Origin of the sequence: Sphingopyxis sp. H115, assembly GCF_001468465.1 — a bacterium.
In the GTDB taxonomy this organism is placed as follows: Bacteria; Pseudomonadota; Alphaproteobacteria; order Sphingomonadales; family Sphingomonadaceae; genus Sphingopyxis.
The window spans coordinates 1-15722 of the sequence record NZ_LNSA01000033.1 but is presented as its reverse complement, the minus strand read 5'-3'; the positions used below and the strand labels follow the sequence as shown (position 1 = coordinate 15722).

12 protein-coding genes are annotated in these 15722 nt (G+C 64.8%); 7 read left to right on the top strand and 5 right to left on the bottom strand.

Annotated features, from left to right (window positions below):
* Positions 1 to 20 precede the first annotated feature (20 nt).
* The gene (locus tag ATE71_RS18275; protein ID WP_058804775.1) at positions 21 to 2504 is read left to right on the top strand and encodes a glycoside hydrolase family 3 protein; all 2484 of its coding nucleotides are present in this window, start codon (positions 21 to 23) and stop codon (positions 2502 to 2504) included.
* A gap of 46 nt (positions 2505 to 2550) precedes the next feature.
* Positions 2551 to 3849, top strand: a complete 1299-nt coding sequence (locus ATE71_RS18270; RefSeq protein WP_082665300.1) for a sugar MFS transporter — start codon at positions 2551 to 2553, stop codon at positions 3847 to 3849.
* 73 nt (positions 3850 to 3922) lie between these two features.
* Here the strand turns inward: ATE71_RS18270 and ATE71_RS18265 are convergent, their stop codons facing one another.
* Together ATE71_RS18265 and ATE71_RS18260 are read right to left on the bottom strand one after the other, a co-directional pair.
* On the bottom strand, positions 3923 to 5056 hold the full coding sequence (locus tag ATE71_RS18265) for a GGDEF domain-containing protein (RefSeq protein ID WP_082665299.1): 1134 nt from the start codon (positions 5054 to 5056) through the stop codon (positions 3923 to 3925).
* A gap of 215 nt (positions 5057 to 5271) precedes the next feature.
* Positions 5272 to 7389: a S9 family peptidase gene (locus ATE71_RS18260; RefSeq protein ID WP_152998841.1), complete on the bottom strand. Its 2118-nt coding sequence runs from the start codon at positions 7387 to 7389 to the stop codon at positions 5272 to 5274.
* Positions 7390 to 7699: 310 nt separating this feature from the next.
* Between ATE71_RS18260 and ATE71_RS18255 the strand changes: the two genes are divergently transcribed.
* Positions 7700 to 9892: a TonB-dependent receptor gene (locus ATE71_RS18255; RefSeq protein ID WP_058804773.1), complete on the top strand. Its 2193-nt coding sequence runs from the start codon at positions 7700 to 7702 to the stop codon at positions 9890 to 9892.
* 215 nt (positions 9893 to 10107) lie between these two features.
* Here ATE71_RS18255 and ATE71_RS18250 read toward each other — a convergent pair whose 3' ends face one another.
* Genes ATE71_RS18250 through ATE71_RS18240 form a run of 3 tightly spaced genes read right to left on the bottom strand, consistent with a single transcriptional unit; the run spans position 10108 to position 12649 of the window.
* The gene (locus ATE71_RS18250; RefSeq protein ID WP_058804772.1) at positions 10108 to 11121 is read right to left on the bottom strand and encodes a histone deacetylase family protein; all 1014 of its coding nucleotides are present in this window, start codon (positions 11119 to 11121) and stop codon (positions 10108 to 10110) included.
* Complete coding sequence (locus ATE71_RS18245; RefSeq protein WP_058804771.1) at positions 11118 to 11696, bottom strand: FMN-binding negative transcriptional regulator; 579 nt, start codon at positions 11694 to 11696, stop codon at positions 11118 to 11120. The genes ATE71_RS18250 and ATE71_RS18245 overlap by 4 nt, the downstream gene beginning before the upstream one ends.
* Complete coding sequence (locus tag ATE71_RS18240) at positions 11693 to 12649, bottom strand: alpha/beta hydrolase (RefSeq protein WP_235588068.1); 957 nt, start codon at positions 12647 to 12649, stop codon at positions 11693 to 11695. The genes ATE71_RS18245 and ATE71_RS18240 overlap by 4 nt, the downstream gene beginning before the upstream one ends.
* Positions 12650 to 12825: 176 nt before the next feature.
* Here ATE71_RS18240 and ATE71_RS18235 point away from each other — a divergent pair, with 176 nt between their 5' ends.
* From ATE71_RS18235 to ATE71_RS18220, 4 genes are all read left to right on the top strand, one after another.
* Positions 12826 to 13584 carry an AraC family transcriptional regulator gene (locus ATE71_RS18235; protein ID WP_058804770.1) on the top strand — a complete coding sequence of 253 codons (759 nt, stop codon included), beginning with the start codon at positions 12826 to 12828 and terminating at the stop codon, positions 13582 to 13584.
* 67 nt (positions 13585 to 13651) lie between these two features.
* On the top strand, positions 13652 to 13957 hold the full coding sequence (locus ATE71_RS18230) for a hypothetical protein (RefSeq protein ID WP_058804769.1): 306 nt from the start codon (positions 13652 to 13654) through the stop codon (positions 13955 to 13957).
* Positions 13954 to 15480, top strand: coding sequence for a PepSY-associated TM helix domain-containing protein (locus tag ATE71_RS18225; RefSeq protein WP_082665302.1), 1527 nt, complete (start codon positions 13954 to 13956; stop codon positions 15478 to 15480). Before ATE71_RS18230 ends, ATE71_RS18225 begins: the two co-directional genes overlap by 4 nt.
* Positions 15477 to 15722 (top strand): DUF3325 family protein (locus ATE71_RS18220; protein ID WP_058804767.1); only part of this gene is annotated, 246 nt, incomplete at its 3' end. The genes ATE71_RS18225 and ATE71_RS18220, both read left to right, overlap by 4 nt.

Sequence of the window (15722 nt, the reverse complement as noted above, 5' to 3'; positions counted from 1 at the left end):
TTAGAGGGATGGGAGAGACGATGCGCCGACAGGCAATGGGTATGGCGACCGCGCTGCTGCTGGCAGGCGCCGCGACCGCGACAGCGCAAACCGCCGGAACCGAGGCAGCCAAGGTCCATCCCGAATTATGGCCCGCGGCGAAGAGTCCCGCCGCCATCACCGACCCCGCAACCGAAGCGCGGATCGATGCGCTGATCGCGAAGATGACGGTCGCACAGAAGGTCGGCCAGCTGATTCAGGCCGACATCAGCACGATCACGCCGAAGGACCTTGAAACCTATCCGCTCGGTTCGATCCTTGCGGGCGGCAACAGCGGGCCCAATGGCAATGAACGCTCGAGCGCGGCCGACTGGGCGAAACTCGTCGGCGAATTTCGTGCCGTATCGATGAAGCCGCAGGCCAACGGCATCGCGATCCCGATCATTTTCGGCGTCGATGCCGTGCACGGGCACAATAATGTCCCTGGCGCGACGCTGTTCCCGCACAATATCGGGCTCGGCGCGGCGCGCGATCCCGAGCTGATCCAGCGCATCGGCGCGGTGACCGCAGCCGAGATTGCCGGGAGCGGCATCGAATGGACCTTCGCGCCGACGCTCGCCGTCCCGCAGGACCTGCGCTGGGGCCGCAGCTATGAAGGCTATGCGTCCGATCCGAAACTGATCGCCGATTATGCGAAGGCGATGGTGATCGGTCTGCAGGGGCCGCTCGTCGCGGGCAAGACCGTCGGTGCGCAACATGTCGCGGCAACCGCCAAGCATTTCCTCGCCGACGGCGGGACGTTCGAGGGCAAGGATCAAGGCGACGCCAAGGTCGACGAAAGGGAACTGATCGCAAAGCACGCAATGGGCTATCCCGCCGCGATCGACGCCGGCGCGCTGACCGTGATGGCGAGCTTTTCGAGCTGGCAAGGCGTCAAGCATCACGGCAACAAGGGGCTGCTGACCGATGCGCTTAAGACGAAAATGGGCTTCGACGGCTTCGTCGTCGGCGACTGGAACGGCCATGGGCAGGTCGCGGGGTGCAGCGTGACCGACTGTGCGCAGTCGATCAATGCGGGTCTCGACATGTTCATGGCGCCCGACAGCTGGAAGGGTCTTTACGAAACGACGCTGAAACAGGCGAAGGACGGCACGATCCCGGCAGCGCGCCTCGACGACGCGGTGCGGCGCATCTTGCGCGTCAAATATAAGCTCGGCCTGTTCACCGAAGGCCATGTCGACCGCAGCGTGGTCAAGGCGATCGGGACGCCCGAACATCTCGCCGTCGCGCGAGAAGCGGTCGCCAAGTCGTTGGTTTTGATAAAGAATAATGGCAACGTCCTGCCGATCAAGCCGGGCGCGCGCGTGCTCGTTACCGGCCCCGCGGCGGACAGCATGGCGATCCAGTCCGGCGGCTGGACGATCAGCTGGCAGGGCACCGACGTCGTGCGCTCCGACTTCCCGAACGGGCAGACGATCTGGGAAGCGCTCGACAAGTCGGTGCGCGATGCGGGCGGCGTTGCGACCTTGTCCGAAGGTGGGGTTTTCAAGGAAAAGCCCGACGTTGCGATCGTCGTGTTCGGCGAGGCGCCCTATGCCGAGTTCCAGGGCGATGTCGCGACGCTCGATTATCAGCCGACCGAAGCCAGCGATCTGGCGACGCTCAGGAAGCTGAAGGCCGCGGGCATCCCGGTGGTCGCGTTGTTCCTGTCGGGGCGGCCGATGTTCACCAATCCCGAAATCAACGCCGCCGACGCCTTCGTTGCGGGGTGGCTGCCGGGGTCGCAGGGTGCGGGGGTCGCCGACGTGCTCGTGGCGGGCAAGGATGGCAAGACCGCGCGCGGCTTCACCGGCACGCTCCCCTTCGCCTGGCCGTCCGATGCGCGCTCGCCCGTCGAAAAGCCGCAATTTGCCGTAGGCTACGGGCTAAAATATGGCGATACGACGACGGTGCCACAGCTGTCCGAAGAGCTGGGCGTCGATATTTCGGCGGCGCTCAATGTCGAGAATTTCTTCTCGGGCGGCCGCGCGCGGGCGCCGTGGGTGCTGTCGATCACCGACGCGGGCGGCAAACGGCCGGTCGAGTCCGCGCCGATCGCGAGCCCCGGCGGCATGATCGCGGCGCGCTCGGTCGATGTGCGCGCGCAGGAAGACGGCAAGAGCTTCACCTGGTCCGGCCCCGCCACGCTCGAGCTGACCGGCCCCTATGCCGACCTGTCGCGCCAGCTCAACAACAGCTTCGCGCTCCGCGTCGACTGGCGGATCGATGCGGCCGGCGGCGCGCCGGTCAGCCTCGCGCTCGGCGGTAAGGCGTTCGACGTTTCGGAAATCGTCAAGGCGGCGGCGCAGGGACAGGTTTCGACGATCAAGGTGCCGCTGCGCTGCTTCGCCGATGCGGGCGGCAATCTGCGGCAGGTCGACAATGCGGTGACGGTCAAGGCGGACAAGGGCTTTGCCGCGACGCTGCTGAATACGAATGTCGAGGCCGTAGGCGAAAATCTGCCTTGCCCGCCTGCGGTAAAATGACAAGACCCTGTCCAGGCTAGCCTGAGACAGGTCGGGGAGAGAGAATATGGCACTAGCGCCGGAGATGACGCCGAGCGGGGCTGCGCCCGCCGGTGACGGGCAGGGGACGCATGTCGACGCGCCCGAACTGCGCCTGTTCGTGATGGGACTTTTCTTCATTTTCGGGGGGATCACGTCGCTGAACGACGTGCTGATCCCGAAACTGAAAGAGCTGTTCACGCTCAATTACACGCAGGCGATGCTGATCCAATTCTGTTTCTTCACCGCCTATCTGGTGATCGGCATTCCGGGCGCCAAGCTGGTCAAGAAGATCGGATATATGCGCGGCGCGGTGGCCGGGCTACTGACGATGCTCGTCGGCTGCCTGCTGTTCATTCCCGCGTCGCAGCAGGCGGTTTACGGGCTGTTCCTGCTGGCGCTGTTCGTGCTGGCGAGCGGCGTCGTGATCGTGCAGGTGGTCGCCAACCCGCTGATTTCGCTGCTCGGCAAGCCCGAGACCGCGCACAGCCGCCTGACCTTTGCGCAGGCGTTCAATTCTTTCGGAACCTTTCTCTTTCCGCTCGTCGGAGCCAGCTTGATCCTCGGATCATTGAAGGATGTCACCGCGGCGGATCTGTCGGGGCCCGCGCTGGATGCCTATCGCGTCGCGGAAAGCCAAGCGATCGTAAATGGTTATCTTGGTATCGCCCTCGCGCTCGCCGTCGTTGCCGCTGCGGTTTGGTTTTTTCGCAACCGGCTTCAGGGTGAAAAGCATGAGGCCAGCAGCGGGCTTGCCGGATTCGACCTTTTGAAGCGCAAGCGTTTCAGCTTCGGCGCGCTCTGCATCTTCCTCTATGTGGGAGCCGAGGTTTCGATCGGCTCGCTGGTCATCAACTATCTGGCGCTTGAACGGGTGCTGGGCGAGCCCGAAGCTGTCATCGGCTGGATGATTGCCATTTACTGGTTCGGGGCGATGGTCGGCCGCTTCATCGGTTCGTTCGTGATGTATCTCGGCATCAGCCCGGGCAAGCTGCTCGCTTCCGTCGCAATCGGCGCGATTGCGCTTATCCTTGTCTCCACCAATACGAACGGCGGGATGGCCGCCTATTCGCTGCTTGCGATCGGTCTGATGAATTCGATCATGTTCCCGACCATTTTCAGTCTGGCGTGCGAAAAGCTTGGTGCGCGCGCGGCGGACGGATCGGGGATCATCAATATCGCCATTTTCGGCGGCGCAGTCGTACCGCTCGCGACCGGCGCGCTGGCCGATTTGACGGGAAGCCTGGGAATGGCGCTGCTGCTGCCGGCGCTCTGTTACGCGGTCATTGCCAGCTTTGGCTATTACGCACGGCGTCCTGCCGTCTGAAGAAAAACCGCGGGTGGCCGCTCTCTGGTGAGCGATCGCCCGCGGTTCCCCGCCCCCCGTGCGGGATGGGTCATCAGGCCGGGTCGGCGATCTCGACGCGGTTTCGCCCCGCCGCCTTTGCCTTGTACAGCGCATCGTCGGCGGCTTTCAGCGCGGCGCGCGTGTCGCCATAACCAAAGACGTCTGCGACCCCGCCCGAGAAGGTGATCTGGCCGAAGGGTTCGTCGGTCTTGCGGTTGATCAGCCGCCGGTCGGCGAGCGCTTCGCGCGCCTCGTCGAGCCGCAGCGCGGCCTGTCCGGGCGTTGCGCCGCGGAACAACATGACGAATTCCTCGCCGCCGTGGCGCGCGACGTGGCAATGATCGTTCGAAATCCGGGCGAGCGTGTCGGCGATCGCCTTGATCACGCGATCCCCGGCTTCGTGGCCGTGGACGTCGTTGACCTTCTTGAATTCGTCGATGTCGCAAAAGGCGACGCTGAGCGGTTCGCACGCCGCGCGCGCTTCGTGATAATGTTTGTCGAGGAGCACTTCGAAGGCACGGCGGTTGGGCAGGCCGGTCAGGAAATCGACCTCGGCGTCGCGCTTGGCGCGGGCCAGGCTGCGACGCAGCGCCTTGGCTTCGTCCTCACTCTTGCGCATGTCGTCTTCGGCCTTGCGCGTGCGGTCGAGCATCACGCGCGCGAGATCGGCGAGGCTGGAGACGATCCGGCCGGTTTTCTGGAGCTGTTCGAGATCGACGACATGCTGTTCGAGTTCCGAACCATAGTCGCTGGTGACGCTGCGCGCTTCCTTCGTATTGGCGTGGAAGGAATCGAGATTGGTTTCGAGCCGCGCGATCAGCCGGTCGAGGTCGGCGCGATCGGGTTGGCCGCTATCCTGGTCGGCAAGCTCGTCGAGCCATTGCTGGTTGATCCCCCCGGGCGATTGCGACCGGGTCGAAATCTGCCGCGCGAGATGCGGGTTGGTTCCCGAAAAGGCGGCGTGCGCGAGCAGCAGGTTGGCGGGCGAAACGTCGAGGTCGTTGTCGACGAGGAACGCCATGATCGTTCCGATGAGCTGATGCCGGGCGAGGCGTGTCAGGTCGCGGGATCCGCCTCCGTCGGGAAAGGCGAAGCCTGCCGGGGGGCTGTCGCGAGTATCGCGCAAGCCCAGCCAACCCAGGAGCCGTCCTACCGGCTCGTTCGATCGTGTTGCTTTGCTGGTCATGCGACATTTAACGTTTCGCGCCGCGCGGATTTAAGGCCGATTTGCGCCGCCAAACGCGAATTTTCGTCGGCATATGGTCCGGTTCGGATCGACCGGCACAATCGCCGCGTCAAAACAGCAGTTTACGCGACGGTCCGGCGCGGCCGTCCGCGCGCGCCGGATCTATTTTTTGGGTCCCGATCGATGCGTCGGGGCCGCGGCGGCGATCTCGTTTGCTAGACGCAGCGCATCGCAAAGGCCCAAAAGAGCGCCTTTTGCCGATATTCGCTCTTGAGGTCGGCGCTGCCCTGATGCCCGCTGTCCATGTCGGTGGCGAGCAGCGCGGGATTGCCACTCGTCGAGCGGTGCCGAACTTCGGCGACGAGCTTCGCTGGTTCCCAATAGGCGACGCGGTCGTCCTTCAGCCCCGCGGTGCAAAGCAGCGGCGGATAGGGCGCCGCGCGAACATTCTCGTAGGGCGAGATCGAGGCGATATAGTCATAGGCTTTCGGATCGGCGAGCGGATCGCCCCAGTCGGGGCGGAACAGCGGCACGAGTGGGTGGGCGCCGTCGCTCATCGTGTTGAGCATGTCGACAAAGGGCACCTGCGCGATCACACCGCCCCATAAGGTCGGGGCGATGTTCATGCTCGCGCTGACGAGCAGGCCGCCCGCCGACAGGCCATAAGCGACGACCTTGCCCCTTGCCGTATAGCCCTTCGCTGCCAGAAATTCGGCGCAGGCGATAAAATCAGTGAAGCTGTTGCGTTTGGTGAACTTGCGCCCGCCCAGGAACCAGCGCCGGCCTTTCTCCGATCCGCCGCGCACATGCGCGATCGCATAGCGCCAGCCGCGATCGACGAGGGCCAGCGCGGGAACCGAGAATTCGGGGTCGCTGGGGACACCGTAGGCGCCATAGCCATATTGGAGCAGCGGCGCCTTGCAGTCTTTCGGCGCATCGCGGCGCGACAGCAGCGTGATCGGCACCATCTCGCCATCTGGGGCCGGCGCGAACAGGCGCTCGACCACATAGTCGTCGGGATCGAATCCCGCCACCGCCTGCTGTTGGACGATGGTTTGCTTGCCGCTTGCAAGATCGATACGGATCCAGCGGCGGGGCGATTTGGGCGACTGGTGGACGATCATCACCGATGCGGCGCTATAGTCCTGATCGGGCAGAAGTTCGATCGAATAGGCGGGGTCATCGAACGCGATGGCCCGTTCCGATCCGTCTGCGTCGAGGACGACGAGGCGATGGAGTCCATCCACGCGTTCGAGACGGACGAGCGCCGCTGCGAAGGGCTGGAGCTGGAGGATCGGCGTACCCGCGCGATGCGGGACAAGTGTTGCAAGCGTGCGAAAGCTTTTCGGATCGAGGCGCAGCAGCGCCATGTCGAACGCGGCGTCGGCGTCGGTGAGGGCGACCAGGCCGCCATTCCATTCGTCGATTTCATACCGCACCCCGGCCTTGCGCGGCCAGACGACCGAGGGTTCGGCGGTTTCGTCTGCTGCGGATATCAGCCGGACTTCCGCGGTCTCGGGCCCCGCGAGGGTCAGCGCGACGAAGCCGTCGGCCGCAGTGCGCTTTACCTGCATGAAGATCGCCGGGTCTTTTTCTTCGTAGACGAGATCGGTGGTCTTTCCATCGACCGATGTCCGGTAGAGCCGCGTCGGGCGGTTGTGCGCGTCGCGCCAGATCCAGAACAGCCAGCGCGACGAAGGCGCAAAGACGAGGCCGCCATAGCCATAGGCGTCCTTGCCCACGACGGTGCGGACTTCGCCGCTTTGGTTGTCGCGGATGCAGATGCGGTGGCGATCATTGCCGATGACATCTTCCGCCCAGGCAAAATAGCGGTGGTCCGGGCTCGGTTGATGCCCGGTGCTGCGGAAATAGGAATGGCCCGCGGCCCGCTCCCCCTCGTCGACCAGTTCCTGTGCTCCGCCGCCCTTTTTGCGGCGCGTATAGACGGCGTGGGCAGCTCCCGCCGGCTTGGCCGATTCATAGCTCCAGCCGTCCTTTTCGAGCGCCGGCGCCGCCATGTCGCTCGACGATCGCGTGAGCATGGCGTCGAGAAGGCGTTGCCGCTCATCGGCCAGCGGCGCGAGGATCGCGTCGGCATAGTCGTTTTCGGCCTTCAGCATCGCGGCGACGGCTTCGGACAAATTGCCTCGCGTGCGCTCGCCTTCGGCGGGGATGAATTTCATCCAGCTATAAGAGTCGTCGCGCTGGCGGCCGAGCTGCTCGATAATGTGGGAAATGCGGGGCGATTGCGGTGGCGCGACCTTGGGCCAGCGGCGGCCGGCGCCCTTCTCGAAGGCCCGCGCCGCGCCACTGCCGCACAGAAGCGCGGCCATCGCCACGCCGCCCATAAAGGCTCGCCGACCCTTGTTCTCGATGCCTTGCATTCCGACCCTCTCTCGACCCGATGCGGATGTCGGCGTCAATCTATGTTGCCGCCCTTGGCTTACTGCGCCGATCAGGCCGCCCAATCCATCAATCGGGCAAATTGGACGAAAGCCCTCGCGAAACTGCGCTTTCTTGCGTCGATGCACTGGCCCGATCCGGCTGGATTATGGCCCGACCATCGCCGTCACGCCAGTTTCGCATGATAGCTTGAGCATCGGATTTTCCTACCAATAGGCATTATCAAATAGGGAGGCAAAAATGGGGTTTGCATCGATCCGGCGGGTCGCCGCATGCGGTATTTCGATCCTGGCGCTCGGGTCGGCATCGGGCGTGCTGGCGCAGGAAACCGATGACAGCGAGATCGTCGTCACCGCGGCAAAACGCGAACAGTCCGTGCGCGACGTCAGCGGATCGGTCAGCGCGGTCAGCGAGGCTACGCTGCAGAAACTGAACGCCCAGAGCCTGTCCGACTACATCACGCGCGTCCCCGGCGTCGTCTTCAACGATTACCAGCCCGGCGTGTCCGAAGTCGTGATCCGCGGCGTCGCATCGACCACCTATCACGAGGCGAACCAGGCGACGACGGGCTATTATCTCAACGAAGTGCCGCTGATCGAACCGGGTTTCCCGCTGGTCATCCCCGACGTCGACAGTTTCGACGTCAGCCGCGTCGAGGTGCTGCGCGGGCCGCAGGGCACGCTGTTCGGTTCGTCCTCGCTGGGCGGTGCGATCAACTATGTGGTGAACGAGGCCGATCCCAGTCGTTTCGACGCGGGCTTCGAAGGCAATGTAGCGACCACCAAGGGCGCCGGCGAAGCAAGCTATGGCGTGAAGGCTATGGTCAATCTGCCGATCGCGACCGACAAGCTCGCGGTTCGCCTCGTCGCGCTTCAACGTTACGACGCGGGCTATCTCAACAACACGCTGCTCGGCGAAGATGGCAGCAACGACCTCAGAGTCCGCGGCCTGCGCGGGTCGATCGTCTTCACCCCGACCGAGACGACGCGCATCTCGGCGCTCAGCATGTACCAGGAATATGATCTCGACGATCAGACCTATGTGATCTTCGGCCCGCCCAAGACGTTCGACCGCGCGACCAACGTCGCCGAGTTTCAGGACACGAGCTTCATGATGCACAGCCTGCGGCTGGAGCAGGATCTGGGCTTTGCGACCTTGACGGCCGTCGGCAGCTATACCGAGAAGAAGGCAAACCTGGCGTTCGACAATTCGATCTTCGGCGGCAACGACCCGCGCACCGACACGCCCGAACTCGCGAGCAGCGACGGCAAATCGAAGACCGAATATGGCGAACTGCGGCTCGCGTCGCCCGATGGCGGGCGTTTCCGCTGGTTGATCGGCGCCAATTACACCCGGCTGCGCTCGAACAATACCGATGGGACCTTCATCGAGGGCATCGCCGATTATATCGATGCGAACCCCGGCGAGTTCGACGGCCAGCCGGGCAGCGAGCTTGCTCCCGGCGACCTCGCGACGCGAACGATCAGCAGCAACCGCGTCACCGAAAAGGCGATCTTCGGCGAAGCGTCGTTCGATATCGTCGACACGCTGACTTTGACGTTAGGCGGGCGCTTGTTCGAATATCGCTCGCGCCCGCGCCTGCAATATCTGCCCAACGCCAATCTGGTCGACCCCTTCGATTTCGCGCCGGCCGCTGACAAGGATTCGGACTTCATTCCCAAGGCGTCGTTGACCTGGAAGCCGTCGGACGACTTCATGGTTTATGCCCTCTACTCGGAAGGCTTCCGCATCGGCGGCGTCAACGTCTATTCGGCCGCTGTCCCCGGCCTGCCGCTGACGTTCGAAAGCGACACGACGAAGAATTACGAAATCGGGACGCGGTTCGACTTGGTCGACCGGACGCTGAGTGTCGATGTCACCGCCTATCATATCGATTGGGGCAATGTGCAGGCGCGCCTGTTCACGCCGGTCGATTTCAACGCCTATACGGTGAATGGCGGCGGTGCCGATATCGACGGCGTCGAGATCAGCCTCAATCTGCGTCCGACGCGCAACCTCAGCTTCTCGTCGAACGTCGCTTATAATGACGCGCGCCTGTCGTCGCTGCTGCCCGACAGTTTCGCGCCGGGCGGCGGTTATGCGAAGGGAACGCGGCTGCCGGGCGCGTCCGAATGGACGTTGTCGAACTCGCTCGACCTGAGCTTCGCCGACGCGCCGCTGAAGCCGCGCTTCGGCATCGCGCATCGCTATCTGTCTAGCGCGCCCGTCGATTTCGCGGGGTCGTTGGAGAAGGGCGACTTCCACCTTGTCGACCTTAACGCGTCGGTGACGGTGAACCAGCGGATCGAGCTGGGGCTGTTCGCGAAGAACCTGTTCAACCAATATGGCATTTTGAACGCGCCCTTCGCTTTCGCCGGTTCGGTCGCCCGGCCGCGGACGCTGGGCGCGACGGTGCGGTTCAGCCTGAATTGAGGAATGGGAAGGGGCTGCTCCGCCGCGAATGGCGGGGCGGCCCTTTCGGCTTTGACTGACTTCGACCGGTTGCAGATGTCGGCCGGCCTTTCTTTCATCGTCATCCCGGCGAAGGCCGGGATCTCTATCTGACGGAATAGCGCACCGGCGAAATCCCGGCCTTCGCCGGGATGACGAAAATGGCGGGTGGCAGCTAACCTCCCTAAAATCCGCCGCTAATTGTCGAAGCCCGCAAGAAACGCCGCGACATTCTTGCCGAGGTCGCCGACGGCGTAGCCGCCTTCCATCACGATCAGCGTCGGAACGCCGAGCGCGGCGATACTGCGCGCAAGCTCGGCGTAATCGCTACGCTCAAGCGCGAAGCTCGAGATCGGATCGCTGCTGTGCGTATCGGCGCCGAACGAGAGGATCAGGAATTTTGCGCCCCAGTCGGAAATGGCGGCCAACGCCGTGTCGAGGGCGGGGGCATAGGTCATGCCGTCGGTACCGCGCGGCAGGGGGAGGTTGAGCGTCGTGCCCGTGCCGGCGCCTTCGCCGCGCTCGTCGACATGGCCCCAATAGAAGGGATAATCGGTGCACGGGTCGGCGTGGATCGAGCAAAAGAAGACGTCCGGGTCGTCGTAGAAGATATCCTGCGTGCCGTTGCCATGGTGATAGTCGATGTCGAGGATCGCAACCGGGCCGAGGCCGCGATGATGCGCCTCGCGCGCCGCGATCGCGGCGTTGTTGAGGTAGCAATAACCGCCCATATAGTCGCGCCCCGCGTGATGGCCGGGGGGGCGGCAGAGCGCGAAAGCGTGTGTTTCGCCGCTCGTCGCCAGATGGTCGAGCGCGGTCAGCGCCCCCTGCGCCGACCAATAGGCCGACTGCCATGTGCCCGCGGCAATAGGCGTTCCCGCGTCATAGCTGTAGGCGCCGAGGTCGGCGTCGATGCGCCCGAAGCTTAGCGGCCGGCGGCGGGTAATGGGAAAGGTGTAGCCGATCGCGTCGCCATTGCGCCCGGCCGCGGTCCAGTCGCGGTGCGCGCGTTCGAGGAAGGCGAGATAGTCGGCGTCATGCACCGCAAGCAGCGGCGCCATGCCGAAATCGCGCACCGGGTGCCAATCGGAAAAGGTATCGACGATGGACCGTGGGCGCTCGACATTCTCGGCGTATGGCACCCAGTCGCCATTGTGCAGTTCGCGCAGCGGCGCATGGGTCATCTGGCGATCGTCGAAGAAGAGCTTCACCGCTTTGCCTGTCCTTCCATCCATGCCGCGAGCGTCCGGTCGCTGTGGCCCGCGACGATCTCGGTAAAACCTCGCGGGCTTTCGTCCTGCCCGAGCTTGAAGCTGTGCTCGGCCGAACGGACATGCGCGCGAAAGGCGATGATCTGATCGAGCATCTTGTCATAGCGGGCGCCGAGGCGCGCGGTCGACCAGGCGCCGTCCTCCATTTTATCGACGAGCCGCTCGATCGCGTCCCGCGTTTCATCCTCGACGAACTCGATTTCGACGGTGAAGCGCAGCACTGCGTAATTCCACGTTGGCGCCCAATCGGGTTTCGACAGTAGGCTTGTCGGAACGTACCCGGCGGGACCGTTGAAGAGGACCAGCCCGCGCGGATCGGCGGTAAAATCGGCGACGAGCGGATTGCGGCGCGCGCAATGGCCCAAAAGCGCGACGATCGCGCCGCTATCGTCGGTCTCGGCAAGCAGCGGCAGCGGACTGGCATGGAAATCGCGCGAGACGAGCCACGCGAGCGGATAGTCGGCGACCAGCTGCACAATGTCTGCGGCGCTACGCGGGGCGTAGAGGTTCGTCATGTCCCGACGATATCACGGATCCACGCCGCCTGCTCGTCGAGCGCGCGGCCGGCGAGGGGCGCGATCGATACCGCTTCGAGGAAGCTGTGCGTTGCGCCCTGGTACGTCACGGCGCGGGTCGACACGCCGGCTTCTTCGAGCTTGCGCGCGAAGGCGTCGTTGCAATCGGCCAATATGTCGCAGTCGGCGATGGCGAGGAAGGCGGGCGGCATGCCCGACAGATCGGCGTGCAGCGGCGCGACGAGCGGATCGGCGAGCTGGTCGAGGCCATCGACATAATTGGCCCAGAATATATCCATCTCGTCCGCCTCAAGCGAATAGTCCCCGGCGCCGAAGCGCGTATAGCTCGGCGTATGTTCGGGCGCGAACGCGCCATAGTTGAGCAGCATGGCGATCGGCAGCAGGCGCGCCCGCTGGCGTTGCAGCAGACAGGTCGCGACCGACAGGTTGGCGCCGGCGGAATCGCCGCCGATCAGGACGCGGCCGGCGTCGAGGTTCAGCGCATCCGCCTGCGCCGCGATCCAGTCGAGCGCTGCGGCGCATTCTTCGAGTGCGACGGGGAATTTATTCTCCGGCGACAGGCTGTAATCGATACCGATCACCGCGATGCCGGCGCGCGCCGCATATTCGCGCATCAGCCGGTCATGCGTGTCGATGCTGAACAGCGTCCAGCCGCCGCCGTGAATATAGAGCAGGACGGGGAGCTTTGCGTCCGCGACCGGACGGTGGAGGCGCAGGCGCACGCCGCCCATGTCCAGTTCGCGCGTCTCCGCCATTATCGGGCCACCTTCGCGCCAGGGCTTGCGGACCCGTTCGGCGACGGCTCGGCGTGCCGCCATGCTTGCGCCGGCGGGGGCGCCATGTTCGGCATAGGCGGCGTTGACCGCATCGACAAAGCGGCGAATATCGGGGTCGGCCATATCGTTCTGCATGGTGTCCAAGCCCTTTGGCATATCTGGCAAATCCTTCCCGAAACAATCCTTGATTGCCTGATAGCTGTTACCTCCAAGCCCCTATCGCCCGATCGGGCCAATCACCGCAGCGGACAGGCCAGCGCAGCCATCGTAGCTGGTCAGCGAGGCGTCAGGCCTATATCGTGTAATTGTCCAAGATTTGCGAGGATCGGGCCATGAAGCATAGTATCGATGTCCTGACGGCCGGCCGGCCGGTGATGGCGCTGCAGGATGAATATCCCGCGGGTTTCGTCGATCCGATGCACAGCCACGATCATATCCAGATCCTCTATGCGTCGGCGGGAGTGATGTCGGTCCGCACGCCCGACACCAGCTTCGTCATCCCGCCGCAGCGCGCAGTGTGGTTGCCCGCGGGAACACGGCACGAGGTCGCGTGCCGCGGCCCGGTGTCGCTCCGCACGCTGTATATGCCGTGCGCCGGACACGAGCATGAACGCGAATGCCGCGTGTTCGAAGTGTCGAACCTGGTCAAATCGCTGATCCTTGAGGTTGTCGACTTCCCCGCGCTTTACGACGTCGACGGGCGCGAGGGGCGCATTATCGCCCTGCTGCTCGACGAGATCGCGCGGATGCCCAACGCGCCATATCAGGTATCGATGCCATCGAACCCGCGGCTGCTGCGCGTGTGCAATGCGATCCTTGCCGACCCGTCCGACCCGCGCGACATCGACGACTGGGCGGCGCTCGCGGCAATGGGACGGCGCACCTTCACGCGCAGCTTCAAGCAGGAAACGGGGATGGGGCTTGCGGTCTGGCGCCAGCAGGTGCGGTTGATGGAGGCGCTGTCGCTGCTCGCGGCGGGCGCGTCGATCACGCAGGTGACCTACGACGTCGGCTATGACAGCCCCAGCGGTTTCGCCGCGATGTTCCGCCGCGCCTTCGGCGTCCCGCCGAGCCAATATCTGAAACACTGATCCGGACGGACGCGCCGCCGGGTCGATTAGTTATTGCAAATCAATCGCAATAGGTAATAGAGGGCCGATGAGCCCCAGCCGGTTGCAATCTCTTCGCCGTGCCGTCCCCGCTGTCCGCGCGGTCGCTCGCCTGCTGCTCGCGTCGGTCGGCGGCTATGGGCTGGCGGTTGCGCTGGCCTATGCGCTGGCGCGCGGCCTTCCCGTCGCGCGATCCGAGGCGACCGTCTCCGCGTCGCTCGCGGCGATTCTCGCGATGCCGGTCGCCGCAATCTGGACCTATGGCACGCCGCGATTGGGGCGGGCTGCGGGCGGGATATTGGGACTGACTGCCGTTCTTGCGGCGGCCGCGTGGATGATCGGGCAACCGGCATGAAAACCGGATTCCGCCAGTCGATCGCGGGTTTGCACAGCTGGTCAGGGCTGATCCTCGGTTGGTTGCTGTTCGCGATCGCGCTCAGCGGCACCGCGACCGTGTTCCGGTCGGAAATCAGCGGCTGGATGCGCCCCGAAGTGGTTGCGACGACGCCCCCCGACGCGGCGATCAAAGCGGCGGTGCGCTGGCTTGAGGCGCATCATCCAAAGGCCGCGGGTTGGTACCTGACCGCGCCCGACGAGCGAATCCCGACGACGCAAGCGGTGTTCGACGATGCCGCCGCGCCGGCTGGCTATCGCGACATCGCGCTCGACCCGGTCAGCGGCAGCCCCGATGTGGCGCGCGCGACGCTGGGCGGTGAATTCCTCTATCGTTTCCATTTCGAACTGCAGCTGCCCTATCCATGGGGGCGGTACCTTGCCGTCGCCGCCGCGATGCTGATGCTGATCGCGATCGTCAGCGGGATCATCGTCCACAAGCGGATCTTCAAGGATATTTTCACCTTCCGCGCCGGCAAGGGCAAGCGCAGCTGGCTCGACGCGCATAATGTCCTGGGTGTGCTGGCCTTGCCCTTTCATCTGATGATCACGGTGACGGGGATCGTCACGTTGCTGAGCCTCGTCATGCCATGGGGCACCGCCGCCAATTATGGCGAGGATCTGAAAACCGCCTTTGCCGAGGCCGCGCCCGGCCTTGTCAGCCGCGACCCTGCGGGGCGTCCGGCGCCGCTTGCGCCCATCGGGCCGATGCTCGCCGCGGCGCAGCACCGGTTTGGCGAGGGCCGGGTGGGGCGCGTCAGCATTGCCAATCCGGGTGATGTAAATGCGATCGTCACGATCTCCAGGCATGATGGCGACCAGCTCGCCTATGCGGCGCAGACGGTGAGTTTTGACGGGCCGAGCGGACAGATACTCAAGACATATGCCGAGACGCGGCCGGCGCAGCGTACATATGACGTGCTCTATGGTCTCCACATGGGGCGGTTCGCGCCCCAGGTCAGCCGCTGGCTCTATTTCCTGTGCGGGTTGGCGCTGGCGGCCACGATCGCGACAGGGTTGATCCTCTGGATCCGCTCGCGGCCGCAGGCGCGCGGGGCGGGACCATGGATCGCGGCGCGGTTGAACGTCGGCGCAGTCGCGGGTTTTCCGGCGGCGATCCTTGGCTTTTTCTATGCCAACCGCCTGTTTCCTGTTGATATACCGGAACGCGCCGAGGCCGAAGTAAGCGCCTTTTTCTGGGTCTGGGGCGCCGCAATCCTTTTTGCGATGCTGCGAGAGCCGGCGCGGGCATGGCGCGAGGCCTTTGCCGTGCTGGCCGCGGCGGCGGCGCTGCTGCCGGTCGTGTCGTTCGTCGCGACGGGGCGGGGGCTGTGGAGTGCCGTGATCGGCGGCGACTGGCTGTTCGCCGGTTTCGACCTGACGCTGTTCGCTTTTGCGGTGCTGGCGGCGGCGATCGCCCGGCGCGCCGGCGTGGCGTCCGCCGATTCAGCGCGGCGTCGCGGTCCGCGGGCGGTGCCGGCATGAGCGCCGCAGTCGTGCTGCCGCTCGCCTTTGGCGGGCTGTCGCTGCTCAGCCTGTCGATGCAGCGCCATGCGCGCGATGCGGGGGTCACCGTGGATCCGCGCTGGCTACGGCGGCTCGGCTGGGCCGGGATAATGCTGTCGCTGGCGGTTGCGGTCGCCGCGCCGAACTGGCGGTTCGCGCTGGTCGAATGGATCGGGCTGATAGCGGTCGCCGCGGCGCTCGTCGTCCTTGCGCTCTACGGG

Excerpts from the sequence above, each read along its gene's own strand:
- ATE71_RS18275 (WP_058804775.1), top strand. The coding sequence starts at position 21 with ATGCGCCGACAGGCAATGGGTATGGCGACCGCGCTGCTGCTGGCAGGC.
- ATE71_RS18270 (WP_082665300.1), top strand. The coding sequence starts at position 2,551 with ATGGCACTAGCGCCGGAGATGACGCCGAGCGGGGCTGCGCCCGCCGGT.
- ATE71_RS18265 (WP_082665299.1), bottom strand. The coding sequence starts at position 5,056 with ATGACCAGCAAAGCAACACGATCGAACGAGCCGGTAGGACGGCTCCTG.
- ATE71_RS18260 (WP_152998841.1), bottom strand. The coding sequence starts at position 7,389 with ATGGCCGCGCTTCTGTGCGGCAGTGGCGCGGCGCGGGCCTTCGAGAAG.
- ATE71_RS18255 (WP_058804773.1), top strand. The coding sequence starts at position 7,700 with ATGGGGTTTGCATCGATCCGGCGGGTCGCCGCATGCGGTATTTCGATC.
- ATE71_RS18245 (WP_058804771.1), bottom strand. The coding sequence starts at position 11,696 with ATGACGAACCTCTACGCCCCGCGTAGCGCCGCAGACATTGTGCAGCTG.
- ATE71_RS18240 (WP_235588068.1), bottom strand. The coding sequence starts at position 12,649 with ATGCCAAAGGGCTTGGACACCATGCAGAACGATATGGCCGACCCCGAT.
- ATE71_RS18235 (WP_058804770.1), top strand. The coding sequence starts at position 12,826 with ATGAAGCATAGTATCGATGTCCTGACGGCCGGCCGGCCGGTGATGGCG.
- ATE71_RS18230 (WP_058804769.1), top strand. The coding sequence starts at position 13,652 with ATGAGCCCCAGCCGGTTGCAATCTCTTCGCCGTGCCGTCCCCGCTGTC.
- ATE71_RS18225 (WP_082665302.1), top strand. The coding sequence starts at position 13,954 with ATGAAAACCGGATTCCGCCAGTCGATCGCGGGTTTGCACAGCTGGTCA.